This window comes from Methanocella sp. MCL-LM (assembly GCF_049676595.1).
GTDB lineage: Archaea > Halobacteriota > Methanocellia > Methanocellales > Methanocellaceae > Methanocella_A.
In genome coordinates, this window is the sequence record NZ_CP187259.1 from 2,509,147 (window position 1) to 2,534,730 (window position 25,584).

General features: G+C 54.2%; 21 protein-coding genes. 8 read left to right on the forward strand and 13 right to left on the reverse strand.

The window, feature by feature from the left end; all coding sequences use genetic code 11:
• The first annotated feature begins 143 nt into the window (after window positions 1-143).
• Window positions 144-1,298: an alpha/beta hydrolase gene (locus tag ACPLPM_RS12860; protein ID WP_424357175.1), complete on the forward strand. Its 1,155-nt coding sequence runs from the start codon at window positions 144-146 to the stop codon at window positions 1,296-1,298.
• 153 nt (window positions 1,299-1,451) lie between these two features.
• Window positions 1,452-4,343 carry a PAS domain S-box protein gene (locus tag ACPLPM_RS12865; protein WP_424357176.1) on the forward strand — a complete coding sequence of 964 codons (2,892 nt, stop codon included), beginning with the start codon at window positions 1,452-1,454 and terminating at the stop codon, window positions 4,341-4,343.
• A 70-nt stretch (window positions 4,344-4,413) separates the two neighbouring features.
• Here ACPLPM_RS12865 and ACPLPM_RS12870 read toward each other — a convergent pair whose 3' ends face one another.
• Together ACPLPM_RS12870 and ACPLPM_RS12875 are read right to left on the reverse strand one after the other, a co-directional pair.
• Window positions 4,414-5,514, reverse strand: coding sequence for a DNA topoisomerase IV subunit A (locus ACPLPM_RS12870; protein WP_424357177.1), 1,101 nt, complete (start codon window positions 5,512-5,514; stop codon window positions 4,414-4,416).
• A gap of 2 nt (window positions 5,515-5,516) precedes the next feature.
• Complete coding sequence (locus ACPLPM_RS12875) at window positions 5,517-7,145, reverse strand: DNA topoisomerase VI subunit B (RefSeq protein WP_424357178.1); 1,629 nt, start codon at window positions 7,143-7,145, stop codon at window positions 5,517-5,519.
• A gap of 160 nt (window positions 7,146-7,305) precedes the next feature.
• On the opposite strand from ACPLPM_RS12875, the gene ACPLPM_RS12880 reads away from it, so the two are divergent.
• Together ACPLPM_RS12880 and ACPLPM_RS12885 are read left to right on the forward strand one after the other, a co-directional pair.
• Complete coding sequence (locus tag ACPLPM_RS12880) at window positions 7,306-9,324, forward strand: histidine kinase dimerization/phosphoacceptor domain -containing protein (RefSeq protein WP_424357179.1); 2,019 nt, start codon at window positions 7,306-7,308, stop codon at window positions 9,322-9,324.
• 85 nt (window positions 9,325-9,409) lie between these two features.
• Window positions 9,410-10,138, forward strand: a complete 729-nt coding sequence (locus ACPLPM_RS12885) for a ferredoxin--NADP reductase (protein WP_424357180.1) — start codon at window positions 9,410-9,412, stop codon at window positions 10,136-10,138.
• A gap of 24 nt (window positions 10,139-10,162) precedes the next feature.
• Here the strand turns inward: ACPLPM_RS12885 and infB are convergent, their stop codons facing one another.
• The 8 genes from infB to ACPLPM_RS12925 all read right to left on the reverse strand — a co-directional run bounded on the left by infB (window position 10,163) and on the right by ACPLPM_RS12925 (window position 14,644).
• Complete coding sequence (gene infB / locus ACPLPM_RS12890; RefSeq protein WP_424357181.1) at window positions 10,163-11,947, reverse strand: translation initiation factor IF-2; 1,785 nt, start codon at window positions 11,945-11,947, stop codon at window positions 10,163-10,165.
• Between the two features lie 15 nt (window positions 11,948-11,962).
• Window positions 11,963-12,421: a nucleoside-diphosphate kinase gene (gene ndk, locus ACPLPM_RS12895; RefSeq protein ID WP_424357182.1), complete on the reverse strand. Its 459-nt coding sequence runs from the start codon at window positions 12,419-12,421 to the stop codon at window positions 11,963-11,965.
• Window positions 12,422-12,433: 12 nt separating this feature from the next.
• Complete coding sequence (locus tag ACPLPM_RS12900; protein ID WP_424357183.1) at window positions 12,434-12,631, reverse strand: 50S ribosomal protein L24e; 198 nt, start codon at window positions 12,629-12,631, stop codon at window positions 12,434-12,436.
• Between the two features lie 5 nt (window positions 12,632-12,636).
• On the reverse strand, window positions 12,637-12,849 hold the full coding sequence (locus tag ACPLPM_RS12905) for a 30S ribosomal protein S28e (protein WP_424357184.1): 213 nt from the start codon (window positions 12,847-12,849) through the stop codon (window positions 12,637-12,639).
• A 16-nt stretch (window positions 12,850-12,865) separates the two neighbouring features.
• A complete protein-coding gene (gene rpl7ae / locus ACPLPM_RS12910; protein ID WP_424359986.1) occupies window positions 12,866-13,237 on the reverse strand; it encodes a 50S ribosomal protein L7Ae in 372 nt (123 codons plus the stop codon).
• 143 nt (window positions 13,238-13,380) lie between these two features.
• The gene (locus ACPLPM_RS12915; protein WP_424357185.1) at window positions 13,381-13,608 is read right to left on the reverse strand and encodes a hypothetical protein; all 228 of its coding nucleotides are present in this window, start codon (window positions 13,606-13,608) and stop codon (window positions 13,381-13,383) included.
• Between the two features lie 95 nt (window positions 13,609-13,703).
• Complete coding sequence (locus tag ACPLPM_RS12920) at window positions 13,704-13,892, reverse strand: DUF2795 domain-containing protein (protein ID WP_424357186.1); 189 nt, start codon at window positions 13,890-13,892, stop codon at window positions 13,704-13,706.
• Between the two features lie 110 nt (window positions 13,893-14,002).
• A complete protein-coding gene (locus ACPLPM_RS12925; RefSeq protein WP_424357187.1) occupies window positions 14,003-14,644 on the reverse strand; it encodes a hypothetical protein in 642 nt (213 codons plus the stop codon).
• Window positions 14,645-14,889: 245 nt separating this feature from the next.
• Here ACPLPM_RS12925 and ACPLPM_RS12930 point away from each other — a divergent pair, with 245 nt between their 5' ends.
• Complete coding sequence (locus ACPLPM_RS12930) at window positions 14,890-15,228, forward strand: hypothetical protein (RefSeq protein ID WP_424357188.1); 339 nt, start codon at window positions 14,890-14,892, stop codon at window positions 15,226-15,228.
• Window positions 15,229-15,238: 10 nt separating this feature from the next.
• Here ACPLPM_RS12930 and ACPLPM_RS12935 read toward each other — a convergent pair whose 3' ends face one another.
• Window positions 15,239-15,799: a PKD domain-containing protein gene (locus ACPLPM_RS12935; RefSeq protein ID WP_424357189.1), complete on the reverse strand. Its 561-nt coding sequence runs from the start codon at window positions 15,797-15,799 to the stop codon at window positions 15,239-15,241.
• Between the two features lie 512 nt (window positions 15,800-16,311).
• Here ACPLPM_RS12935 and ACPLPM_RS12940 point away from each other — a divergent pair.
• The 3 genes from ACPLPM_RS12940 to ACPLPM_RS12950 all read left to right on the forward strand — a co-directional run bounded on the left by ACPLPM_RS12940 (window position 16,312) and on the right by ACPLPM_RS12950 (window position 19,640).
• Window positions 16,312-17,490 (forward strand): YncE family protein, encoded by a 1,179-nt coding sequence (locus ACPLPM_RS12940; RefSeq protein WP_424357190.1) that lies wholly within the window; start codon window positions 16,312-16,314, stop codon window positions 17,488-17,490.
• Between the two features lie 17 nt (window positions 17,491-17,507).
• Complete coding sequence (locus ACPLPM_RS12945) at window positions 17,508-17,981, forward strand: hypothetical protein (RefSeq protein WP_424357191.1); 474 nt, start codon at window positions 17,508-17,510, stop codon at window positions 17,979-17,981.
• A 108-nt stretch (window positions 17,982-18,089) separates the two neighbouring features.
• Window positions 18,090-19,640, forward strand: coding sequence for a hypothetical protein (locus tag ACPLPM_RS12950; protein ID WP_424357192.1), 1,551 nt, complete (start codon window positions 18,090-18,092; stop codon window positions 19,638-19,640).
• 98 nt (window positions 19,641-19,738) lie between these two features.
• Here ACPLPM_RS12950 and ACPLPM_RS12955 read toward each other — a convergent pair whose 3' ends face one another.
• Complete coding sequence (locus tag ACPLPM_RS12955) at window positions 19,739-22,411, reverse strand: PAS domain S-box protein (protein WP_424357193.1); 2,673 nt, start codon at window positions 22,409-22,411, stop codon at window positions 19,739-19,741.
• Between the two features lie 124 nt (window positions 22,412-22,535).
• Entirely contained in the window at window positions 22,536-25,295 is a 2,760-nt protein-coding gene (locus tag ACPLPM_RS12960; RefSeq protein WP_424357194.1) for a family B DNA polymerase, read from the reverse strand.
• Window positions 25,296-25,584 lie beyond the last annotated feature (289 nt).

Below are 25,584 nucleotides of genomic sequence, written 5' to 3' on the forward strand. Positions count from 1 at the left end.
ATAGCAGAGTGCATGAGTCTGCCCGGAATTACATCACTATGGTAGTGCAAGCCTATCAGCCGGATCAGCGTTACGCGAGGCGCTCCCGCGTCATCCTTCATTAAAATATAAAGCGGGGCCTGACCAGTTTTTTATGATCGATTATGGCGGCGATGGAAAGGCAGGCGGACGAGGAAATCCTGGGGCTGAAGCGGGACAAGTTCCCATTCTGGCTTTACAGCGGAGCGGATGGCAAGCTGTTGAATGACCTGGTAACCCGGAGCAGCGGCCCTATTTTTGATCCGGACAGCGCCAGCGGATGGGCTTCGGTATGCATGAGACTGGGTGATCGATGCAGGGACCAGGCTCGATCGCCGGCTAAAAGTGATGAGGAAAAAGTTGGCCTGTATAACAGGGCTGCACTATATTATGGCATCGCCAGGTATCCCGCTGCAGAGACGCCGCTGAAAAGGGAAGCGTACTCCAGGCAGATAAAGATCCTGTCGGAAGGTAGCAGCCATTTCCCGTTTGACTTCCGCCGGGAGCAGATCTCGTACGGGGGCAAGGAGATCATCGTCAACTACTACCTGCCCCGCCAGGAGAAGGAGATCGTCAGGCCCGAAGGAGTGCTGCTGACCGGAGCCATCGACAGCACTAAGGAAGACGTGCACAACCTGGCGATACAGGTGGTCGGAGCGGGCATGGCCTGTATGACGATGGACCTGCCGGGCACCGGGGAGAGCGCGTGGAAACTGGAGCCCCCCGGGGCCAACGAAGTGTTCTCCCGGGCCATCAAGTACCTCGCGGGCAGAGGTGAGAACGACCCGTCCAGGATCGGCATGATGGGGATCGGTTTCGGGGGATACTGGACCCTGGTAGCGGCTTCGACGTGCCCCGAGATCAAGGCGGCAGTCAACTGCGGCAGCCCGGTACACAGGGCGTTTTCCAGAGATAACATCTCCAGGTGGCCGGGATACTTGAAAGTCCCGGTGGCGAAGGCGCTGGGCTTCGACCTGCAAAACTTCGATCAGGCGCTGGAGGTTCTAGAAGTCTTCCCCCTGTTCAAGCGCGAAGACCCCCGGAGAATCGCATGCCCGCTGTTGAGCATCAACGGCTCGGACGATCCGTACGTGCCCATAGAGGACCTGTTCATGATAGCGGAGGAAGGGGGAGTAAAGCAGGAGGAGTGGGTCTACCGGGAGGACAGCCACTGTGCTCCCGGACAGTGCGGCATATGGATACCCAGATCGATCACGTGGCTGGCCAACCAGCTGGGCGGTCCCGAGAGGATACCCAGGCCGGACCTGGCTACGCTGTAACTATAAATGTCGATCGGATAAACAATTGTCATTATTTTTTTGTAATTCCCGGTCATGTAGGGAGCTTTTATCTAATACTGACCCTTAAAGTATTTTTACTCTGATCACTACTGTCATGTACCTCGAGCCTGGCAGGCACGGAGCACACAACCCATGGATAAAAACGAGTCGCCCCAACGCAATATTGACGAGCTAAGGCGCCAGATTGCCATACTGAGGGCTCTTCCGGATGCGGTCCCGATCGGGCTGTACATGGTAGACCACAGGACAGATACGATCTGCTTTTCTAACGAAGCCTTCTTCCATATCTGGGGAATCGAGCACCTGAAAGGTATGGTTGACCGGGGCGAGGTGAAGAACAGCGAAATTATTCCATATCTGGTCAGCCTCTGTGGAGGGAACGAAGATTTTGCCGGACATCGCTGGCAAATCCTGGATCCGGATGACGACCGGGTCGTGCGTTGCAAGGTTATGCTTGCCGACGGCCGCCATCTAAGCCTGAACTCATCTCAGGTACGGGACGCGAGAAACGAATACCAGGGTCGAGTGTATGCTTTCGAAGACGTGACCCAGATCGTCAAAGCGGAAGAGGAAGCGGCTAAAAGTAAGGAGAGGTATAAAGAGATGGCTGATCTGCTGCCGCAGATCGTCTTCGAAATGGATCTCGGAGGAGCCCTGACCTTTGTCAACCGCAGCGCTTACGAAGTCATGGGCTACACTGCCGAGGATTTTCAGCGCGGCCTGAACGTAATAGAAATGATCGTTCCCGAAGAGCGCGAAATGGCCATGCGGAACATACAGCGGGTCTTGAACGGAGAAAAAACGGGCCAGGAATACACGTTTCTGCGGAAGGATGGCAGCCGCTTTCCAGTAACCATACATTCCACCGTTATCCTCAGGGAGGGGAAGCCGGCAGGATTGAGGGGCTTCATCGTAGATATCACTGAGCAGAGGGCTTCGGAGGATCGGCTGCGAAGACTTTCGGCAGCCATCGAGCAAAGCCCGAGCAGCGTCATGATCTTTGATACGGAAGGCAAGATCATGTACGTCAACCCCCAGTTTTCCAGAATCACAGGGTATTCGAGTGACATTGCAGTGGGCAGATCGCTGTTCAGCCTGTCGTTTTCCAATGCCAGGCCAGAGCAGCTTAACGAAGTGATGGAGGCCATCAGGTCTGGTCAGGAGTGGCGTGGCGAGATCGAGTATAAGGCAAAGCATGGCAGGGCAAACTGGGTTTCTGCCCATATCTTCCCCATCAAGGACGCAGACGGGAAGATCACGCACTTTATCGACGCTGAAGAGGATATCACTGAGCGCAAGGAGGCCGACGAAAAGCTGCTCCTGACCCAGACATCCATCGATAATTTCACCGATTCCTGCATCTGGATGGATATGAACCTGGATATCAGGTACGTCAATGAGGCCACCTGCAGATCTCTCGGATATACCAGAGAAGAGCTGCTAACGATGAACATCAAGGACATCGATCCGTGTTTTTCGGAGGAATTCGTCGGCAAAATTACTGCCTCGATGGTGAAATATGGATCGTACAGGTTCGAATCGATCCGGAAGACCCGGGATGGCAGACTTTTCCCGGTCGACATCAGCTGTAAGTACTACAGGCAGGGTAAGAAAGAGCATATCATTTCCTTCGAAAGAGACATCACAGAGCGCAAGCTGGAGGAGGAAAAGCTGCTCCTGACCCAGACATCCATCGATCACTTCCACGACCCCTGCGCGTGGTCGGATGCGAACGGAAAGTTCGTATACGTGAACGATGCCGCATGCCACTTGTTCGGCTACTCCCGCGAAGAGTTCCTCAACCTGAAAGTGACCGATATCGAAATGATCTACATGGGCGATCGCTATACTGAATTGTATGACATGCTCAAAGCTCAGGGCTCCGCCCATTTCGAGACGATGGGGAAGACCAAAGATGGCAAAATCGTCCCGGTCGAGATCAGCATAAAGCATCACAGTTACGAGAACAAAAACTACGTCATCTCGTTTTTGAGGGACATCACCGAAAGAAAACAGGCAGAGAATAAGTTGTCGGATAACCTGCACTTCCTGCAGGTATTGCTCGACGCCATCCCTGTTCCCGTATACTATAAAGACGTGCACGAAAGGTACATCGGCTGCAACAATGCTTTTGAAAAATACCTTGGCAGGAGCAGGGAAGAGATCATCGGCCGGAACGCTTATGATATTAACCCCAAGGATCTCGCCGATATCTACCACGAGGCAGATATGGCCCTCCTGAACTCCGGCGACGACCAGCTGTTCGAAAGTAAAGTCAGACATGCAGATGGAAACTACCGGGACGTCATCTTCTACAAAGCCGTGTTCCAGGGAACTGACGGAAAGCCTGGCGGCATTATCGGCAGCCTGCTCGACATCACCGATCGCAAGCTCACGGAAGAGCGCATCAAAAGTTCGCTCCGGGAGAAAGAAGTGCTCCTGAAAGAAGTGCATCACAGGGTTAAAAACAACATGCAGATCATCTCCAGCCTGCTGAACCTGCAGCTCTCGGGCATCGACCAGGAGCCGGTAAAGCAAATCCTGACAGAGAGCCAGAGCCGCATTAGGTCGATAGCGCTGGTTCACGAGCGGATGTACATGTCGAACGACTTAGCGAAGATCGACTTCGATGAATACCTGAAGAGCCTGGGCAACCAGCTGCTGGTCACATATAGAGCAAACTCCGGCAGGGTGAGGCTGACCATCGAAGGAACAGACATTCACCTCGGGGTAGATCAGGCTGTCCCCTGCGGGCTGATCATGAATGAGCTCATCTCCAACAGCCTGAAGCATGCGTTCCCGGACTCCAGGCCCGGGACAATTAAGATCCAACTGGCGAGCGCAAAGCATAATAGGATAATTATCGAGGACGACGGGATAGGCATGCCGAAAGACTTCAGCCTGTCGAACGTCCAGTCCATGGGCATGCAGCTGGTCTCCGCCCTGGTGGAACAGATGGACGGCACCATCGAGCTCGACAGGTCCTCCGGCACGAGGTATACCATTACGTTCCCGGTCAGGTAGAACCATTAAAGGGAGGTGTGCTGCCGGCTGCACACCCACGGATGGGCTAACAGGTAGAGCATTACCTGTTTCAGTCGAAATAGTCCCTATTCTCGATCTTCGACGGCAGGTAATTATTGGCCGTGAACTCGATCGACTTGGAGACCAGCGCATCCTGCTCGATCTTGTACCCGAACTTCTTCAAGTCAGCCAGCTCTTTCTGCCAGTGGTCTTTCTTGAACCAGGGGTACTCGGAGATCTCGGCGATGCGCTTGTGGTCTTCGTCGTTGAGCTTGATCCACGAGCTGCGGGGCATGTCGAAGTTCATGACATCTTTGACAGACAGGCCGAGATACCTGGCCCGGGGGCACGCTGCTTTTTCTGAGAAGAACGCCAGGTTGATCGAGCCGTACTTGTAAACCGAGTAGATGTAGTACCCCCACGGATCCATATCGGTGAACACGTAGATTGGGATATCGTACTCTTCCCCTAAGCGGGCGAGCAATCTCCGCTCTGCCCTGGCAGGCTGGCCTTTGCCCGTCAGCAGGATGCAGTTGTTCTTTTTCCAGAACTTTTCCTGGTTGAGCAGGTTCCAGACGGCGTACTTCTCCACTACGAGGATATAATCGGCGTTCATCTCCTTGATGCGGAAATAGTCGTCCTCGACGATCGGTGGAACTGCGCCACCTGCGGAACCCATCTTCGTGAAGTCCAGAATATCCCCGGTCTTATCTTCTACCACCATGGGGCCTGCCATGACGCCGTTGGGGGTGGCGATCAGGTTGAGCTCTTCACGCAGGGCATCGACCATCAGCTCTACGTCCTCTATGAGAGGGTCGGACTCGTCCTGCTCGTCAAAGGTGTTCTCCCCGGCTCCCGGAATGTCGTGCTTGAGGGTGTAGAACAGCTGACGAATGGAGAGCGCCGGCTTATCCTGCTCGAGCAGGACCTTGATTTGCTTGGCTATGAGCAGCGTCTGGAGGAACTTTTTCGCCTGCCCGAGGTTGAAGTAGAACCGCTTCTGCTGGTCGTTCCCGAGCTTGATGATGCCGCTCTGCTCATCAAAATATACGTTGTTGAGCGCTCGCATCCGGATGTCGAGCGACGGGTTTTTCCCCGCATCGATGTCCGAGATGACGCTGTCGCCCAGGCCTTTGAGCCTGTTGACGATCTCCTGGCTTCTCTTTGACATGTTCAGGCGCCTCCGGCCTTAAGCGCGGGAGTTTCGGGCTCGGCCGCGTCTTCGATGAACCTGGCAAATTTCTTATTCAGCGCATCGGTCAGCTTCGCCTCGACCACAGGGGCGGGCTTGCCCGTAAGATCTTCCAGTGCCTGCGCAACCTCTTTCGTGTAAGCCTCGAACATCTTGATCTTCTTCCTGGCTTCTCCCGCCTTCTTCTGCTCCGACAGGAACCTGCTCAGCTCCCGGGCTGCCTGCCTGACAGCCAGCTCGATTTCGTCTATGAGTTCCTGGACGTCGGCAATGGCATCCTTCGACTCGGAGGTAAAAGGCACGTTGGTAGAGGCGACGTGTACCATGATCATGATAGGCCCGCTGGGCAGCTTTGCCCCCTTGGACTGCTCAATATTGTAGTGCTTCCAGTTGACCCGCTCGATGGCATGAGTGATCGCGCAGGCCCCCTGCTGGTACATCAGCGGCACCCGGTTGGCAAACCGGATGATGTCTACCCTGCCTTCGGGCTCGATGTCCCCGCCGTAGGCGATCAGGGCTTCGACAAGGAAGGGATTTCCCCGGCTTGCATTGACAGGCCGGGAGGAAGTGGCGATAAAGTCTATCCGGTGGTTCTGCACCACGCCTTTTTTGAGCAGGTCTTCGGTGATCGGCGATAAGCAATCCTTGGGCGGAGCCATGACCTTGATCTTCTGGAAGGCCGCCAGCAGCCGTTTTACGGCGTCGATGTCCTTCGCCAGCTCCGCAGGGTCGGCGGCCGGGTCGATGCTGGCCTCTTTACAGATGTTTTCCGCCGTGTAGCCACCGACTTTTGCGAACTCGTTATTCAGGAACGTCGACAGCTTGCCGTGATCCGACGACTGCATCATTTTAATCAGCGTACCAAGCTCGATGCCCCGGGGATGAGGCTTGATCTCGACGGGCTGTTTCGGCAGGACGTCAGAAGCCCGCTCGAAAGTGGTCTTCTCCCCGGAGGGGTCGACGAAGGTAACTCTGGCATGCGGGTTGACAATCGCGGTGTTCCTGAGGTATTCGAGCACCGACTGCTTTCCCCTGACGTATGCAGCTTCCATCTCCAGCTCTATGCGGGTGCCCCGGGATGTGAAGAACTCGTCGACCCGCTCGGAGATGATGCGGGGCTCGTTGGTCTCCGTATCGATCTTGAGCTCGTACATGTAGGCGGGCAGCCTCGGGTCGATCTTCGACGTAATCCTCGCCGGCTTGCCACTGGTGAGCTGCCCGTACAGCACTGCCGCAGAAATACCGATACCCTGCTGACCTCTGCTCTGGCGGATCGCATGAAAACGGCTGCCGTACAAGAGCTTACCAAAGACCCGGGGAAGCACGTCCTTCTGAATGCCCGGGCCGTTGTCTTCCACGATGATCGAAAGCAGGCGATCATCGATCTTGCGTACCCGGATATAGATGTCCGGAAGAATGGAAGCTTCTTCGCAGGCGTCCAGAGAGTTGTCCACGGCTTCCTTGATGCAGGTGATCAGGCACCGGGGCAGCGAATCGAACCCCAGCATGTGCCGGTTCTTCTCGAAGAACTCCGCCACGCTGATCGATTTCTGCTTTCTGGCCAGCTCCATAGCGATGGGGGCTTTTTCGTTCCCGGGTACCGAGCTCATATGGTATAGAATGGTACATCGGGTTATAAATAGCTGACCGATGGCTGAAACGCCTTGCCGCGGGCGGAGATTCGGCGCCTGCCCCAGTGGTAAACTATTAAAGGAAGAATGGATGCATAATAAAGATCATCAACATATACTGGGATATCGGGGAGTAAAAATGGCAGCCGGCGAAATCAAGGTTCTGCTGATCGAGGATAACGTAGGTGATGCAGACTACATCACCGAACTACTATCAGAACCAGGGAGCCTGCGGTTTCACATTTCCACCGTCGATCGCCTGGCCGCTGGCGTAGACTTTCTGAACAGGGCTGACTGCGACGTGATCATCCTCGATCTGACGCTTCCCGACAGTAAGGGCATCTATACTTTCGAGAAAATTTCCGGCGCGGCCCCGAACATTCCCATCATAATCATTACGGGCATAGATAACGAGTCCATAGCGGCAAAAACTCTGCAGCAGGGCTTACAGGACTACATTTTAAAGAGCAACCTGTCAGCCGAGCTGCTCACCCGGTCGATCAGGTACGCTATCGACCGGAAGCACGCTGAGACGCAGATCAGGGATACCGCGCTGAGATCCCGAATACTTTCGGACATTTCCCGGGAGATCGCGAACGTCCGCCTCGACCCTGACCTGCTGCTGCGGACGATCAGCAAGTCCATCGCCATGTGGATCGGAGACACATGCATTATCAGGATTCTGACGGATGACGGGACAAATCTCAGGAAAGCAGGGATTGCCCATAGAGATCCGGATGTCGAGCGGGAGATGCAGGCGATCGTGGAAACAGCTCCGCACCTGCCGGACGAAGGCCTCAATGGCATCGTCATGAGGCGGGGGAAATCCGTCATCATCCGCCAGCTGATCACAGAGCACGTAGACGACGAGCTCAGAAAAGAATGTCTGCGTTTCTACGCTAAGACAGGACCGTCCGGCGTTATCATGGTCCCGCTCATCGTGGAGGGCACGGTCATCGGCACGATAGCTATTACCAGGGATACAGGGGGAAAGCCGTACTGTATAGAGGATCTAAGGCTGCTGGAAAGTATCGCCGACAGGGCAGCCCTGGCCATATCAAACGCTAAGCTATACGAATCTGTCCGCAAGGAGCTGGCGGAGCGGAAGCGGATCGAGAGGGCGCTCCGGGAAAGCGAAGAGAAGTACAGGAGCATCGTAGACGGGTCGATCGACGGCATCGTGCTGGTCGACGAGCAGGGAATAGTCATCGAGGTAAACCCGGGAGAGGAACGGATTACGGGCAGGAAGCGCAGCGAGCTAATCGGGAAGTACATATGGGATATGCAGTTTGATTCGGCCGTGCCCGACAAGAAAAATCCTGAGCGCTACGAGCAGGTAAAAGCGTTGATTAAAGAAATCCTCGAGACGGGCGACATATCCGGCATCAAAGAGTTCCCATATCAGGACATGATCAGGCCAGACGGCACAGTCAGGACCATTCAGTCGACGATTTCTCCCATCAGGACTCATAAAGGCTTCATGCTCGGAGGCATAGTACACGATGTCACCGAGCGTAAAAGATCTGAAGAGCAGATGCTAAAATCGCTGCGCGAGAAAGAAGCTCTGCTGAAAGAAGTCCACCACAGGGTCAAAAACAACATGCAGATCATCAATAGCCTGCTCCACCTCCAGTCCAGCCATGTCGACGACGAGATGGCCAGAACCATACTCATCGACTGCCAGAACCGGGTCAAATCCATGGCGCTTATCCATGAGAAGCTGTATATGTCATCGGACCTCGCCAACGTGGACTTCCCCGAGTACCTGAAAAGCCTGGTCACTAACATCTCAAGCTCATACAACATCGACCCCCAAAGGATATCGATCGAGGTACAGGCGGAAGAGTTAAGGCTGCCCATCGATGCGGCGATTCCATGCGGACTCATAGTCAACGAGCTGATCACGAATTCGGTGAAGCACGCATTCCCAGACGACAGACAAGGTGTGATCAAGGTCAGCCTTTACTGCAAGGATAACAGCAGATGTATCGTCGAAGTGTGCGATAACGGAGTCGGCATCCGGGAAGACTTGAACATCGATTCGGCGACAACCCTCGGGCTGCAACTGGTCAAAATTCTGGTCGGCCAGATCAACGGCTCGATCGAGATAAAGAACGACTCCGGAACCGCATTCAAGATCTCTTTTAAAAACGCATAACAGGCTGCCCGGCAACGAAAACCAGTCTTTCCGCATGTTACCTATATAGGAACGGATAACATAATTGCGAAACGGGCAGTACCGTATGACAGCGTCACAGGAGTTTCAGGCAGCAGGCACTATGAACTTCGAAACCGGGGTCCGGAAAATCATACCCAGAGCCGCCGGCGTCAAGAGCTTTCGTTTCGACCGGCCGGAAGGCTTCGAGTTCAAGGCCGGACAGTGGATGTACGTGAACATAAGAATAGAGGGAACGAGTAAACTGCACCATTTTACCATCTCGGCCAGCCCCACCGAGGATTATCTTGAGTTCACCAAAAAGATCACCGACCACCCGTATTCACAGGCGCTAGACCAGATGAAGGGCGGGGAATGGGCAAAGATAAATGGCCCGTACGGCGATTTTACCTACACTGGTGAAAACCTGAAACTGGGCTTTCTGACAGGAGGCATCGGCATCACCCCGATGCGCAGCATGCTGAGGTTCATCGCAGATAAGAATTTGAATACGGATGTACGAGTGCTATATTCTAACAAGACAGCTGCAGATATCGTATTCAAGGACGAGCTCGACACGATTGCGAGCGAGCATCCGAACATCAGAATAGACCACGTGCTGACCAGAGAGCAGGAATGGAAAGGGCTGAAAGGCCATGTGGACGCGAATATGATAAGAGAGCGGATACCGGACTACGCCGAGAGAACTTTTTACATCTGTGGGCCGCCGGCCATGAACGAGGCGTTAAAAAAAGCGCTACTGGACTTGAAGGTTCCTGAGGCACAAATAAGGTTAGAGGACTTCACCGGCTATTAAAAATTACAACCCTATAAGGGTTGTCTAACGGCCCCAGAAGGGGTTGTCTTTTCTCTTTATAGCCAGGAACTCCATCAGAGTCTCTAATTCATCCTGCTTGATCGTATCTTTGAGCTGGTACTCGAGTACCTTGCTGTGGCCTTCCGGAACGTCGACGAAGTAGACTTCGCCTTCGTTGATCTGCCTGCCGGCGGTCGGACCGTCGACGGATACGGCGACTTCTTTGCCCACAGTGGCGATGCTGATGTTTTCGTTGCGCTCCTGGATCTGCTTGACGACACCAATCTTGGAGCCGTCGGGCTTGATCAGGGTGACGCCTGGCTTGAGCATGCCGCCCATGATCTGGAGGCCTATAACTGCAGGCTTGCTCTGCCGGAAAGTGCAGTTAGGCAGGTACTTGACCTTGCCCGGCCGGATGATCTCGGCGAACTTCTTCTTTTCTGCCAGGGCCCGCTGATCGGTTTCCCACTTGCGGAAGTCGTCGATGAGGTGATAGATAACGTCGCTGTTGAAGATCTTGATGTCCGTGGTCTGCAGGTAGTCGTTGGCATCCGGTAGCACGGCCACGTTAAAGCCGAGCATGACCCGGTACATCTGGTCGTTGACCGTCTCAGCGTTGATGATGTCCCTCTTGGAGATGTCGCCTACGTCGGCCCTGCCGATGGGGATCTTGGCTTCCCGCAGCTCGTTCACGATAGCTTCGAGGCTGCCGAGAGTGTCCGCCTTGACCATGACGCCGACTTCGTCGGTCACGATCTTAGCCTGCTCCATCTCCTGCTCGATCTCCTTGATCATAGCTTCGATGTTGCCCTCTTTCGTCACTCGGACCTGAGAGCCGGCCATAGCTTTCTCCAGTTCCGGAGCCAGAATCTTAACACCTGCCGCTGCCGAGACCTTGTTAACCCGGTCGAACCTCTCCTCAACCCGGATCTCCCGGTTGGGCTTCGGCTTCAGAAGGGCCCTGACCTTGGTCGCGTACGGCTTTTCTCTGCCGCCGATGACGACTGTGTCGCCGACGCGGATTTCGCCGTCGTAGATGATGGTATCAATGGTATATCCGAGGCCACGCTCTTCCTTGACCTCGAGGATCGTGCCGACGCCTGGTCCCGTAACCTGGAACTTCAGCGACTCCTCGAGGAAACGCTGGGCCAGGCCGATCAGGATCATTAAAAGATCAGGGATGCCTTCGCCAGTCCTCGCGCTGATGGGGATGATGCCGATGTTCCGGGTGAAGTCCCGGATGCGGTCGTACCTGTCCGAGCTGAAGCCGAGGTCTGACATCCGGCCTACGAGCTCGTAGGTCTTATTCTCCATCATGGTCTTGACGTGGTCGGGCTGCGAGTTGAAACTCTGTAAGAAGGGAGAGTTAGTCTTCGGAGTCCACCCGTGGAGGCGGTCGATCTTGTTGGCCGCTATCACGAACGGGGTCTTGAACTGCTTTAAAATTTTGATGGCTTCGATGGTCTGGGGCTGGAAGCCTTCGTTGATGTCCACCACGAGCACCGCGAGGTCAGCGAGAGCGCCGCCTCTGCTGCGCAGATTAGTAAAAGCATGATGCCCGGGGGTATCGATGAAAAGTAAACCGGGAACGACGATGTTGCCGCCGAGCATGCCCTTACAGAGAGTCTGTATGGTTTGCAGCGGCACCTCGGTCGCCCCGATGTGCTGGGTGATGGCACCCGCCTCTTTATCCACCACGGCAGTGCCCCGGATCCTGTCCAGCAGCGAAGTCTTTCCGTGGTCTACGTGTCCCATGACGCAAACGATCGGCGTCCTGAGGTCTTTCCTGGTTTCAGTGGCGGTGGCCATATCGTATCCCTGCGTTTATTCGTATAGCCACTGCTCGTCGATACGAGTGTAAGTGGCTAACTCCGATGTTTTAAAGTACAGGGATATTTCCCTTTTTGCCGATTCCGGCGAATCGGAAGCGTGTATCACGTTTCTTCCCATGTCCAGCGCGAAGTCGCCGCGGATGGTACCGGGCGCCGACTCGATGGGCTTGGTCTTGCCGAGCATAGAACGAACCATGCTCACAGCATCCTTACCTTCGATGACCATGGCCACCGTCGGACCGGACCTGATGAAGCTGACCAGGCCGGGGAAAAACGGCTTGGCTGCGTGCTCAGCGTAGTGCTGCTTAGCCAGCTCGTCGCTGACTTCGAGCATCTTCATGCCGACGATCTTCAGGCCGCGGCGCTCGAAGCGGGAGATGATCTCTCCCACGAGCCCACGCTGAACACCATCTGGCTTAACCATGACGAATGTCCGCTCACGCTCAACCATACGTGATCACACTCACTCTTTCTTTGCTTTCTGCGGCTTGACCGGGGTCTCGACCCACTCGGTGAGCCTGGGAATGCGGCCCAGCTTCGCGTTGTTCTCGCACTTCGAGGAACAGTAGTACTGGATCGAGCCATCTTTCTTGACCAGCATCTTGCCGGTGCCAGGCTCTACCTGAGTTCCACAGAAAGTGCACTTCTTAGTGTCTACCATTTTTATTACCTCGAGGACATCTTCTTAGCTTCTCTCGCGGTCTCCATGAGGATGACGATGTCGCCAAGCCTGATCGGACCCACGGTGTTGCGGGTGATAATCCTGCCCTTGTTGTTGCCTTCCAGGATCTTGCACTTGACCTGGACTGCTTCTCCGTGCATGCCGGTGACGCCGATGATCTCTATGACTTCAGCCGGAACGCCTGTCTCTTCAGCCATTGTAAATCACCTGTGCTTAAGCCTTCAGAGCGCCGAACTTCTGCGTGATCTCGTCGACCAGGGCCTTTGCCTTGCCTGCGTCAACAATTGCAGAGGTCGCACAGCCGACTTCGAGGCCGGATGCGGCGCCGAGTTCCTGCTGCTTCTTTACAAAGACGTACGGGATCTTCTTCTCGTCGGAGAGTGCCGGGATGTGGGCGACGATTTCCTCGGGGGTGACGTCTTCGCCGACGATGACGAGCTGAGCAACGCCCCTCTCGATGGCCTTGGTTACCTCGTTGGTGCCCTTCCGGATCTTGCCGGTGTCCCTGGCGAGCTCGAGTGCCTCGAGAGCCTTGTCCTGTATGTCCTGCGGAAAGTCCATCTTAACGTAAGTTGGTTTTGCCATGTTAATTTCCTCCTTCGAAGACTTCCGGACCGAAACCCGGACGGAAGCCTCTTCATCATTCATCAGGTTTAACCTAAATGATTAAACGAACAGGCCTGCCGATAGAATCGAGCAAGCGTGTCCCTATAATATCGGGATACCTTTTAAATCTTTTGCTTTAAGCCGGCTCCGGCATCGGTTGAGCCGCTTTCTTTCGCCGGCCCCATCCGCCATCCGTAGTAAAGAAGTGTCACGGCGATGAGGCATGCTATAAAGCCTGTGGCCATTACCTGCTTGTTCCAGGTTATGACGCCGAAGAGCAGCAGGAGCAGGCCGACGACAGCCAGAATTACACCTACGATCTTTACAACCAGGCTGTTGACCTTGATCATCTTTGATCTGTAGGAATTGTTCCTATAAAATTCTTATTGGAACCAGGCGGAGCATTCAACTCTCCGCCCGTACCGTGCGTACTTAAAAATGGCTTTCAGCTCTTTCTTCCGACCGCGTGCCAGACTCCGGCCATGCTATCGTACTCTCCCTCGGGCATGCCCGACAGAGCGCCCACTACATCCTCCGGCGCATCGTGCTGCCGGGCGTAGCTAACGCACTGCTTCTTGTCTGCCGGAAAGTGAATGCCCTTCAGGTACTTGGATACTTTAGCGGTAGAAACCATGAGATACCTCCCTTTAAAATCCCTGTGAGCGCGGCAGGTCTATGTATTTTATCTATGTTTTAACTGAAAGAGCCAGGTTTCGGGCTTATCGGAAAAAAGTAGAAAAGGTGTTACATTGGCACGTAACCCGGGTTTGCATCCAGGGTCGGGGTGTCCAGTTTAGCACCATACTTTTCGTAATCCTCGTCACTCGACACGTACGAGAGAATCCACAGCGACTTAGTCTGGCCGGGCGCCACGGACGTTTCCATGAACGTCTTGCCGGTGTCCGGGTCGTAGAATACATCGGCCGTGATCAGGCCGTGCCTGACGCCGTTCTGGTCGAAGTACGAGAACGAAGTCTTCACGTCGGTATCCAGCACGATCTGGCGGGTGTTAGACGAGGGGTTGTAGAACTTGACCAGCAGGACGGCCCCGTGGTTCGCGGCTTTCGTCGAGACGCCGCCCAGCGGGAAAGGCATCTTCCAGTCGGCCGTGTCGTAGTAGATCTTATCCAGCCGGACCTTCATGCCCCCGGGCAGGTACTGCTCCCGGTTGACATTGACCTCCTTGTAGCCGCCGAGCCAGTGCGAAGGCGCCGGCGTCGCAGTGACCGGAGGCTGCTGAGTAGTGATGACCCCTGGCGTGATATCCGTCGGGTAAGGTGTAGGAGTCGGCGAAACCTTGCCGCCAGTACCACCCAAGGGTAAGGTACAGCCCGCCGCGGAAAGCGTGAGCAAGCCGATGATAAGCACTAATACGATTTTTTTCACAGTTTCAGCCCTCCCTGATCGAATGAATCAAAAGCTGTTCCTGCTTATAAACATTATCTTACCTTCCGTCAGCAATATGCGATTATAGATCAGGCACCTGCAACTAAACCGGGCTTCGCCCGGGTATCACGGCCAGCCTGAAACATCGCAGGATAAATGCTAATATTTATCACTGGCTCAATCAATCCATGCCACCGTAATCCCGGCTCAACTTTATTCTCCGGCAGATCAATCCACCTTTGATCATGGTTAAAATACCGCGCAGGATTCTCGGCCATAGGTGGGACTCGTGGGACAACTTACTCCTGGCAGCGGCGATCTTCATCGACATTGCCGACTTCATACCGTTCAACCTGCCCATATCAGCCATGGAGGCAGTGTTCCTGATGTACCTCGGCATATCCCCTTCGAGGACCATCATCGCAGGTATTATTGATTTCATACCAGTCGTACACTTCTTCCCGTGGTGCACACTGGCTGTGCTGCACATGAGGTACGGCGTCAACCTGGGCGGATTGTCAAAGCTGTTTATCGAAGAAAAGCCGCAGGCGGGGCATGAGAGACATTATGTGCAGAGTGGATGAAAAAAACTAATTAAAAGTGGCGTACAGGGTTATCCGCATTTCCCTTTTCGCCACCGCGCTTGCTCTTATCCGGCTTTTTAGGGGTATCAGGCTTCTTGATCCTGTCAGGCTTTTTGATGGTGTCCGGCGCCTTGCCGAAGTCGGGCTTCTTGTAAACTGGCTTGTCGGGACCATCGCCAGGCTTGACCGGGTAAACAGGTACCGGGACAACACGGATAGGCTGGGGCGTGGCGGCCGGGGCCGGGGTTACGATGATCTCGCTGCCGGCGGTGCTGGACTCGTACCCGTCAGTGACGGTCAGCGTAACATTGTATGTGCCCGGGGTCTGGAAGGTATAGGTAGGGTCCTGCCTGGTAGAGGAGCTGCCGTCGCCGAAGTCCCACTGCCAGCCGGACGGATTGCCTGTACTGCGGTCCATAAAGTGGACAGTCAAGGGTGCTGCTCCGGTCCTGACGTCCGAGCTGAAGCTCGCCATAAGAGTTTCTTCTTCGGGGTGGGCTGTTGCTACTGCGCTTAGTGATGCTACGAGGGCCAGGATCATGGCTATTTGTAGAAATCTCAATAGTTTCATCGTTTTTTGTCACCTTGGGGGTAGATTATGGTCGTTTATTGATAAAACGGCCGATTTGTTGGGTAATATGAGTAAGATGGCGAAATGGTATAAATAGTTTCATTTTGGGGCTAAATTGGACCTCGGCAGGGCCACGATACCCGGATGGTCCATGGGCGCCAGCGTCGACCTGGAATTCGCTGCCAGGCAGAAGCGATTGGCTGGTGAGGTAGCCGTTGCGAAACTCGTCACTTGAGATCAAGCGGATGACTTGTACGAGTACTTTTCTCTTATTACAGGTGAATGAACGTCAAATATAAGTTTGTCATATTTCTTTTTTATATGGTTATTTTGCCAGTAATTGTTTGACGATCCCCAGAGGACGTATAAATAGTCCATAAACAGACCCATCTTTTGCCAAAAGAATTGTAAGCAACAGCCGGCTGCCCTTACACATTTCTGGCCCAGGAAGTGTAACTATGAATTGGAGAAAATCTTACGCATATCCATGCTGTCGCAGAACATTGCTCGCGATGAGCGTTCTGTTCATCGTATTGTGCACGAACGTGCTCCCGGCTGCCGCGATGACGCCCATGAGTAACGGGGCAGATGTGCTGGAAAATTATGTCATATTAACCTCCCCTTCGACGCATGCAAACGTCGCGGCTCCGACGAAATATCTCCTTGCCGAAGTGAACTATCTGGACAACGATCTGGAATTAATAGAGGAGGATACCGGCAAGGTCATATCCACGATGAAGGTTGGTCAAGGCCCCCTCAGTGTGATGCCCTGTCCTGGTACAATGGACGCTGCCGTTCTGAACGAGGACAATAAGATCGTTATCGTAAACATGTCGAGCAAGGAAGTCCTCGCGAACATCTACCTGGTACCGAAGGACGCCGGCGGCATCGGCACCATCGACTGGACGGGCAGCGTGGATCACATATTCTGGCGCCACGACGGGAAATACCTCTACGTCGTCACTAACACGTTCCTGGCAGTCATCAACGCCCAGACCTACCAGGTAGAGAAATGTTACGACGTCGTCGGCTCCCGCGTGGCTGCTGACATCAGCCCCGACGGCTCCACTATGCTCCTGTTCAGGAAAGTAAAAGATAGCACCTACATGGTCGATCGGCTGAACACCACGTCCAACGTCATTGAGAAGAGCAGGCTCTTCAACCTGAGCTTCGACGCGACGAACGTCGGCCCCCTGAAGTTCTCGCCGAACGGCACGGTTGCCTATACGTTCATCGATGACATGGGTTCCACGGGCTGGATAGGCGTCGAGCCTAACCTCGTCGTGATCAACAGCGGCACGCTGGACGTTCAGATGATCGAGGACGCGCTCCCGAACGTGAAATCGGCTTCCAGGATTAACCGCATGGACCTGGAAGTCAGCCCGGACGGCAAACGCCTTTACATGCTCTATTCGAGCTGCGAGCTTATGAAGATCCGATGGTCCGAGATTCACACCTATAACCTGGAGAACTGTACCTATGAGAGCACGTTCTATTCGGATGCCCGGCAGATGGGGGCGATTGCCCTGAGTGCCGACGGTGGTCGGATCTATGTGGCAAATTACTGCGATTACTTTTCGCGGGCGAACACGATCGGCATCCTGAACGCCACGGATGGCCAGACAACGGGCCACATCGAAGTCGGCTACGGGCCGATGGACGTTAAGCTCGTGCCAGTGGCAAAAGCCTGAGAGAGGGGGCGGAAATAATGAAAAGATACCTGATACCCCTCTTGATGGCGTTGCTGATACTGACGGCTTCCGTCCCGGGCTACTGCTATACCAATACAGTCGCCAAAAAGACGAATGTCAACGCTTCGGAATATGAAAGCCTGACACAGGCAGGCATGAGCACAGGTGCGAAGATCGGCCTCGGTACCGGCGCTGTGCTCGGTGCCGGCGTTACGGCGGGCGTCGGCACTTACGTCGTGATACAGGTAACCTCTGCCTCACTCGCATCCTGGCATGCGGCTATGACTCCCGTCGCCCTGGGTACCATAGAACGTATATATCTCAGCTCCATGGGTGAGTACGTTATTGCCCCGGCCATAGGTGTCGGAGGTGCCGCCTCCGGAGCGTCAGTGGCTTCTGTAGCGGCGCCCATCATCGTCGCAGCAGGAGTCGCCACAGTAGTGATGGTCGTAACTGCCACAGGTATATTCATAATCTGGAGCGCGTCGTGAGCTTGTAGATGCTAAAAACGTTTTCCTATTTTTCCTGAACATAATTGGGCAGGAGCGCCCGGCAACAACAAAAGTATTATATAACGGCTTAATTATCCCCAGTAGTAAATGTCTGACAGGAAAGCCATCGAGATTATACTTATTATCCTTATAGCGTTCGGCATTCTCAGCAGCCTGCTGGCTTCGCTCAATCTCGACCTGAACAGTGATACGGTGGTTCCGGGGCTGGTCGCGATGGAAATTGTCAAGCATGGCAACTTTGATTTTACATATCCTGTTGATGATCCTTACCTGTTTACAGACATCTTTACCTTCCATTTCCTGCCGCAGGCGCTTTCGGGCTTCGACCCCACAGTTTTGAGGCTTACTGCGTTCTTCGTGTTCCTGCTGGTTGTGGCCGTGTTCTCTTACCTGGTCTACAAGTTTTCGAACCTGACGAGCGCCCTCATTTTTGCCGCGCTCTTCACCAACATCCAGCCGGGAGCTTCATACCTTTTCCTGTCCCCTGAATACCACGTCGGCTCCCTGCTCTTCGCCGGAATCTTTATTCTCCTCTTCCACACGGAGATCATCCGAAAATTACCTTTCTACGCTGTCGTAGTGCTGGCATTTGGGGTGGGGCTCATCGTCCTGTCGGACTCGATCATCCTGGCCTTCTTCATTGTACCATACATAGGCTACTGTGTCTACAATCTCTGGGCAAAGAAGGCAGATGAGGCTCCAGCGACCGGCAGCAAGAAGGAGAAGGCAGCGAAGGCTGAACAGCATAATAAAGAGGTTTCGAGGATTACAGGCGTGCTCGTGCTCCTGGGGGTTTCGACGGTCGGCGCCTACGTGCTGAAGATGAACAACTTCTTCCTCAACAGCGTGCATATGTTTTTAATCACCACCAAGACCGGGGAAGTAAGCGGCATCGGCGAGCGTTTCACGAGGTTCGTGGACTCGCTGCTTCTGCCGGTGAACCATAACTTGTTTAACGTCGTGAGCAGCGGCATTAACTGGTATGACTTCGCCATTGCGGTGATATTTATCCTGGTCATTGGCTACTCAGTTGTCCGGCGGAATTCAAAAGCCAATTACCTCTACTGGATGTTCCTGCTGTCGGCGCTATTCGTGTTCGCAGCCTTCGTCTTAACTACACTCGGTGACGGAGGTTCTTCCAGGTTCCTCATATTCATGGCTGTGTCACTATTCTCGGTGATCGCATTAGCGTATAAGCCGGAAAAAGTGGGACTTAATCCAAATACCATGCTACTGGCAGCGGTGATCATCCTGATCCTCGCGACGATCGCCGCAAATATCGCTACAATAACCGGCTATGACTATCAGCCGAACAAGGAAGACTATGCCCTTATCAGCTACCTGGAAGACAAAAACCTGAAATACGGGTACAGTGACCTCTGGACCGCAAATAAGCTGATATACCTGTCAAAAGGTGAGCTTCTTTACCCCAGAGTTAAGCTCGTCGACAACATGTTCAAGGTCGAAGGCATGCTGATAGCGCCGCGCTGGTACAATGTGGTCGATTCACAGGAAACCAGAAGCTTGCTGGTACATATAAACGATTCGTTGTATAGCGACGCTCAAAAGGTAATAGAGATGCGTGCGCCGAGCAATACTTACTATTTCGAGGACTATACGATCTACCAGTTTAAGTAAGGTAGACTCGATTACATTTCAACATTGTACCATTAAGCTGTCCGGGCAGTAATTCAAGCTCTTCGAGGACCTGCTCGATCTTGGTCGCCCATACGAAATTAGTAAAAATTGGTATCGCCCGAGGCAGGCAACATGACAATAAACCGGCTACCTTTACCGTATTCTCCGGGTACTCGATCTTCAGCCCAGATTTTGCCGTGGACGCTCTCGACTACGGCTTTCATCAGCTGCAGACCCAGCCCCAGCCGTCTCGTCTTAACCCTCTCGATCGCCAGGTCCGCAAACAGGTACTTCTTCCGCTCGTCGGAAATGCCGGGGCCGGTATCCTCTACAGTAACCTTATAAAACGGCTGAGATGCTTCCGTGACCTTGCTGATGCGGATGGTGATCGATAGCGAGCCCCTGGAATGCTTGACCGCGTTTTCCACGAGGTGGGAAAAAGCATCACCCAGGTATTTGTTACCCATGACCTGGCATCCCCGGACAGGCAGATAATCGATCTTGATCTCCCGGCCGGGGACACAAGGATTCTTTGCCACAACGTTAGCGAGCAATTCTCCGAGGTCCATCAGCTCCAGGGATAGCTCACCGGTCTTGACTCGCTGGATCTTCTTCACGTCGTTGATGAGTTTCGTGCTGTTCTGGAGGAGTTCCACAGGCTTGGTGATCAGGTCCTTCTCTTCGCCTTTTAAATCCAAAATATCCACGGCCAGCTCGAGGTAGCCCATGGTGGCATGGTTCAGGTTGCCAATGTCGTGGCTCATCAGATCGACGTACAGCTCGGCCCGATTCTTAGCTTCTTCAAGCGCTTCCTCGGCTTTTTTACGCTTCGTGATATCGATGATTGTCCCGACTCCGGCAGGCTCTCCCTTGTACTCGATCCGCCCGGCCGAGAGAAGCGCCCAGCCATCTTCGCCGTTTTTCCGGAGGTACTTAAACTCGTACAGCGACGGTACGGGCTGGTTCAGCTTCCGGGCAAAAGCGCGCTCAGTCACCATCGCCCTGAAGTCCGGGTGGACGATATCCCCGAACTTCATGGCCCGTAGCTCATCCTGCGAATAGCCGACCATTCTTTCTGCCGACGGGTTTACGTAGACGATCTGGTCTCCCTGGTACAGGATAATTGCAGCCGGGGAAGTCTCGGCCAGAACCCGGAACTTTTCTTCGCTCTCCCGCAAAATTGCTTCAGCCTGCCGGAGCTCCGTGATGTCCCGGATGGACTCGATGGCGCCGATCAGCTTTCCGTTCCGGTCGAACAGAGGAGTAGCTTTTGCCCAGGTCACCAGAGGCTTGCGCTGCGGCCCGATGAAGGACGCCTCCGCGGTAACTTCACGCCTGGCCCGCCGAATGTTCGTGTAGTGCTGTTTTTGGATCTCGGCATCCGGCTCGAAGATCAGGTCGATAAGGATCGGCCTTCGCTCCCCATAGATCGGAATCGCATACTCAAAGTTGCCCTTACCCACGACATCTGCGGCTTTCACCCCGGTCAGGTCCTCCATGGCCCTGTTCCACACGAGAGTCTTCTTATCGCGGTCGATGACGAGGGTCGCGTCCGGGAGGTGGTCGATAATGTTGGCCAGCTGCCGCCGGGATTGTAAAAGGGCTTCTTCAACCTGTTTCCGATCGGTGATGTCCTGGCTGATACCGTACACCCACCTGATATCTCCGGCTGGCTCGCGGACGATCTTATCTGCCAGCGTGTATACATGCCGCATTCTGCCGTTCGGCAAGATGATGCTGTAGTCGATACTGCCCAGCCACCCCTCCCTGCGGATGCTGTCGAACCTGCCGGATACCATTGCCCTGTCGTCCGGATTTACCCGGGAGAGCAGCCAGCCCAGGGTCGGCTGCAGCTCCTGCGGCCGGTACCCGAAAATCCGGAAGCCTTCGTCGGACATGTTGATCTCGCCCGTCTGCGGATTCCAGGCCCAGTTGCCCACGTGGGCCATCTCCTGGGATTTTGCGAGGATGAACTGGCTTTTTTTCAAAGCCTTCTCCGCCAGCTTGCGCTCCGTGATATCCCTGGCTTCCACGATCAACCGGGTAACATTACCCTCGTCGTCGATGAGAGGGACGATTGAAAAGTCGGTATAATAATAGCTGCCGTCAGGGGCCCGGTGGTTGGCTTCGAAACGGATGAACTTACCTTCCGCAGCCTTGCTGATATCGGCACGTAGCTGCTCCTGCTGCTCCCGGGAATGGGTCCACCAGGGAGTAGCCCAGAAGGGCTTTCCGAGGACATCCGCCACCGGTGAATCGATATACTTTAATGCAGCCCTGTTTACCTCCAGAAGCGTACCGTCAGGCGCCAGCAGCCCGATGAACTCGAAGGTCCAGTTAAAGATCGCCCAGCACTTCTGCTCGCTTTCCCTGAGCGCCTGCTCCACATTTTTCTGATCGGTGATGTCCCGGACGATGGCGATCAGCACGCGGGCACCATCCAGTATAATACCCCTGAAGCTTACTTCGACCTGAAAAGTGCTTCCGTCTTTCCGCTGGTGAACTGTTTCGTAGACAGATCCCTTCTCAAAAGCCTCAGCTAATTGCCTGTTAGTAGATTCCATCTCACCCGGGGCACGAATGTCCCGGATACTGAGCGATAGCAGTTCCTCGCGAGAAAAGCCGTATTTCTTGACAGCAGCGTTATTGGCATCGAGTATTTTCCCACTGAGGTCAAGCAGGAATATCTGATCCAGAGCACATTCGAAAAGTAGCTCGTACTTTGATCGCAACGTATCTAGATCAATCGGTCCTCGGTAGCCACTATCCATCAAATATAAACTCGATTGAATATATTAATATAATTTATTAGTAAGGATAAGTCGGGATCGAGTAATAGTAGGAAGGAGATACTATCTCCCCATGGTTGCTGATAGTATAGCTTTTAAAGAGTTATCACATAAACATGTCCAGCGTTGACTTGGTCTTAACCTTCTTCGCCGCGTCTCTCTGCACCACAGGCGCAGCCACGGCCACAGGCTTTTCCTCCCCGAACAAGTCCAGCGTCCTCTGAGAATTCCCCTGCATCAGAGTGCGCTCATCGCAACCGAACGCTTCAGTAATACGCGCCAGCCCCATCGCCAGCCTCTCGGCATAGTACTTGTAGTCCGGCCTGGCGGTGAACTCCAGCCCTTCGATGACGGGCTCGGCTTTGATCGGCTGAGCGGAGCCGTTGGTGATCACGAACGGCGTCTTCATGCCCGGGGTGAATTCGTAGCCCATCTCCTGCAGGCGCTTTGCCACGTTGACGTGGACGAGGGAATCCGGGTTGTCATACGAGCTGAACTCGGCGACGCTCTTGGAGATCACAAGCTTGGGCAGGTCGATCTTACCTTTCAGCGTCCTGTCAATCGTATCCTTGCTGAACTTGACCGCATCGTCCGGCTTGCCTTCGAGGACGATCTGGAAGACCTGAGTCATAGTCTCGCTCTGCAGGTCGAAAGAGTCCGTCCTTCTCGGCTCATAGCCCCTGACGAGTAACGTTTCCTCCGGCCAGATGATCTTGCCGAAGTACCTCTTCTTGGCGTGTGCAAAGAACCGCTCCATGACCTTTTCGAGCTCAAGGTGCATGTTGCCTGCAGAGAACTCGGCCTGGATCTGGAACCCGATCATCTTGCAGCTTTCGAGGTCACGATGTTGTTTCGAGTTGAAGAAGACCGAGTCCGTATCTCCGGCGATGACTAAAAAGCCCCGGCTCTCGAGGGCGTTTACTACTGTTCGGATTTCGTCTCTGGCCCAGGAGGTGATGCTGGGGGCGATGTACCGGCTGTAGGGCCACCTGCAGAATTTGGCGCCGAAGTACCCGTAGGTCGCGTTGGCCAGGATTTTGATCGCGTTCTGCAGCCTGTTGTAATAGTCCTCCGCGTCTTTGTCTCCTTCCTGCTTGGCCTTCTTCATGAGGGCCTTGGCCTCTTTCCGGGAGTTCAGGAGCCCTTCGACCATGCGCGGGGTGATGCCGTACCGCTTTTCCTTCGAGACAAAGTACGCTCCGATAGGCGATTCGTGAGCGGCATCGGCCTTGTTTTTAGTGAGCGTGGTGAAGCAGATGTTGTGCTTGATGATCTGGGATGGGTACATCGATGAAAAGTCCAGGCCGATCACCCACTCCCACAGGCCGGGCTTCGTCTCGTACACGAAGCCGCCCTCGTAGTCATTGGTTTCGCCGCTGGCCATGGGTACGATGACCTGCTCTCGGTCTGCTATCCGGATCATGAGGCTCTCGATCATCCGGTTCTGACCTCCGGAGACTTCTTTTACCGGGAGCTTTGAGGGGATCGCTACATCCATGAGTTTATTGAGAGTATTGATCCTTGGGTGTAAAAGGATGCGGAGGGCAAGCTCTGCGTCTTTGAGACAATATTTCACGACTTCATCGCGGCGACCGGTCCACTCCTCATCGATCTTGGTCGAGTTAATATTATCCTTGGTGTCATTGAAGAGTTGCTGCGACACGTAGCCTAAGCCTTCTCGCTTCGGGCGCAGTTCTTTCTTTACCGAGAGCCAGGCATCCTGCAATAGCCTGCCTTTGACGTCCCAGGTGACGAAGCCGGTCGTCCGGTTTTCCCGCCGGCTCATTCCTAAGGAATCCCTGCCGAAATTCATGTATTCACCGGCAGTGGCTTTCTTGCCCTCCGGGGGAGGGTTCAGCCCGTTAGACCGGTCGAACAGCATCTGCAAGTCGAAATTGTTGATGTTGTAGCCGGTGACCACGTCAGGGTCGAGTTTGCGCACTTCATCGACAAATTCTGCGAGCAGCCGCCTTTCGTCCTCGTTGCGCTCAGCTTCTTCTGCCGGGGATAGACTATCGCTCCGTACCCCGAACTTCGAGACGAACTGGCGGTCCTGCTTCGTGCCGTCAGCTTCGTTGTAAACAGTGAAACAGATACAGTAGATGTTGCCGTACTTGATCGAGCTTTCTATGTCGAAGCTCATGATCTTCAGCTTCGGCGTGAAAATCGGGCACTTCTCGAACTTCTCGGCCTTCAGGACAATTTCAGTGGTATACTCCCCGTGATCGTCCACGAGTTCACCCGTAACCTTAACGCACGTTTCCAGATCGTAGTCGTAGATGAAACGGTTCGTGAAGACGATGTCGGCCGCGAAGAACACGCTCTTGAGCTCGAACTTCTCTACTTCCTCTTTGTCCATGTACTGGAACAGGTTGTGAGTTCTGATGAGCTTCTGAGAAAAGACCCGGTCCGTCGGAGTCAGCCTCGCTTCCCGGGCGTCGCCGGTGACAGTGAACTCGGGGTCGGGTCTGACCTGTTCGAGGATCTCTTCAGGGATGTTTTTCACGACAAGAGTCTTGTGCTGCAGCTCGAACTCCGTCCTGAATTTGGGGACCTGCCACGGTGCCCTGACCCGCACTTCCAGGAAATCCTCGATCGAACCCTTATACTCCCGCCTGATGTCGGCGACGGAGAGCACATCCTCGTGCTCTTCCAGCTTTTTCCGCAGCGCGTCCGTGGGCCGGAACATGTGGAAATACGGCTTGAAGTCAGGGCAGATGATAGTGATACTCTGGTTTTCCCTTGTTTTACCATACAGGCGCACGTTGACCTCTTCCCGGTCCTTGCCCTCGGCACCTTTCTTCTGCGTCACCGAATACGTCGAGTCCAGAAGCCGCACGTCAAAAGTCGCCTGCAGTATAACCACCGACTTGCCATTAGAGGTAAGACGATAAATAGCTAATGCTTGGCTGCGCAAAAGTAATCCAATTCGAGGATAATAAACCACGCTATCGGCGATATGTTGAACCATAAACGCCAGGATAGTAACTAAAAACACGGCGGCACGGCTCATTATTCTGACAACTGGAAATCAGATGATTGAACCACGGCGGCACAGCTCTTTATCCTTACAACTGGATATTAGAGGTTCTAACCACGGCGGCACGGCGGCACGGAGACAATGCGATCCACGACAAGCCGGATGGTAACTGGAA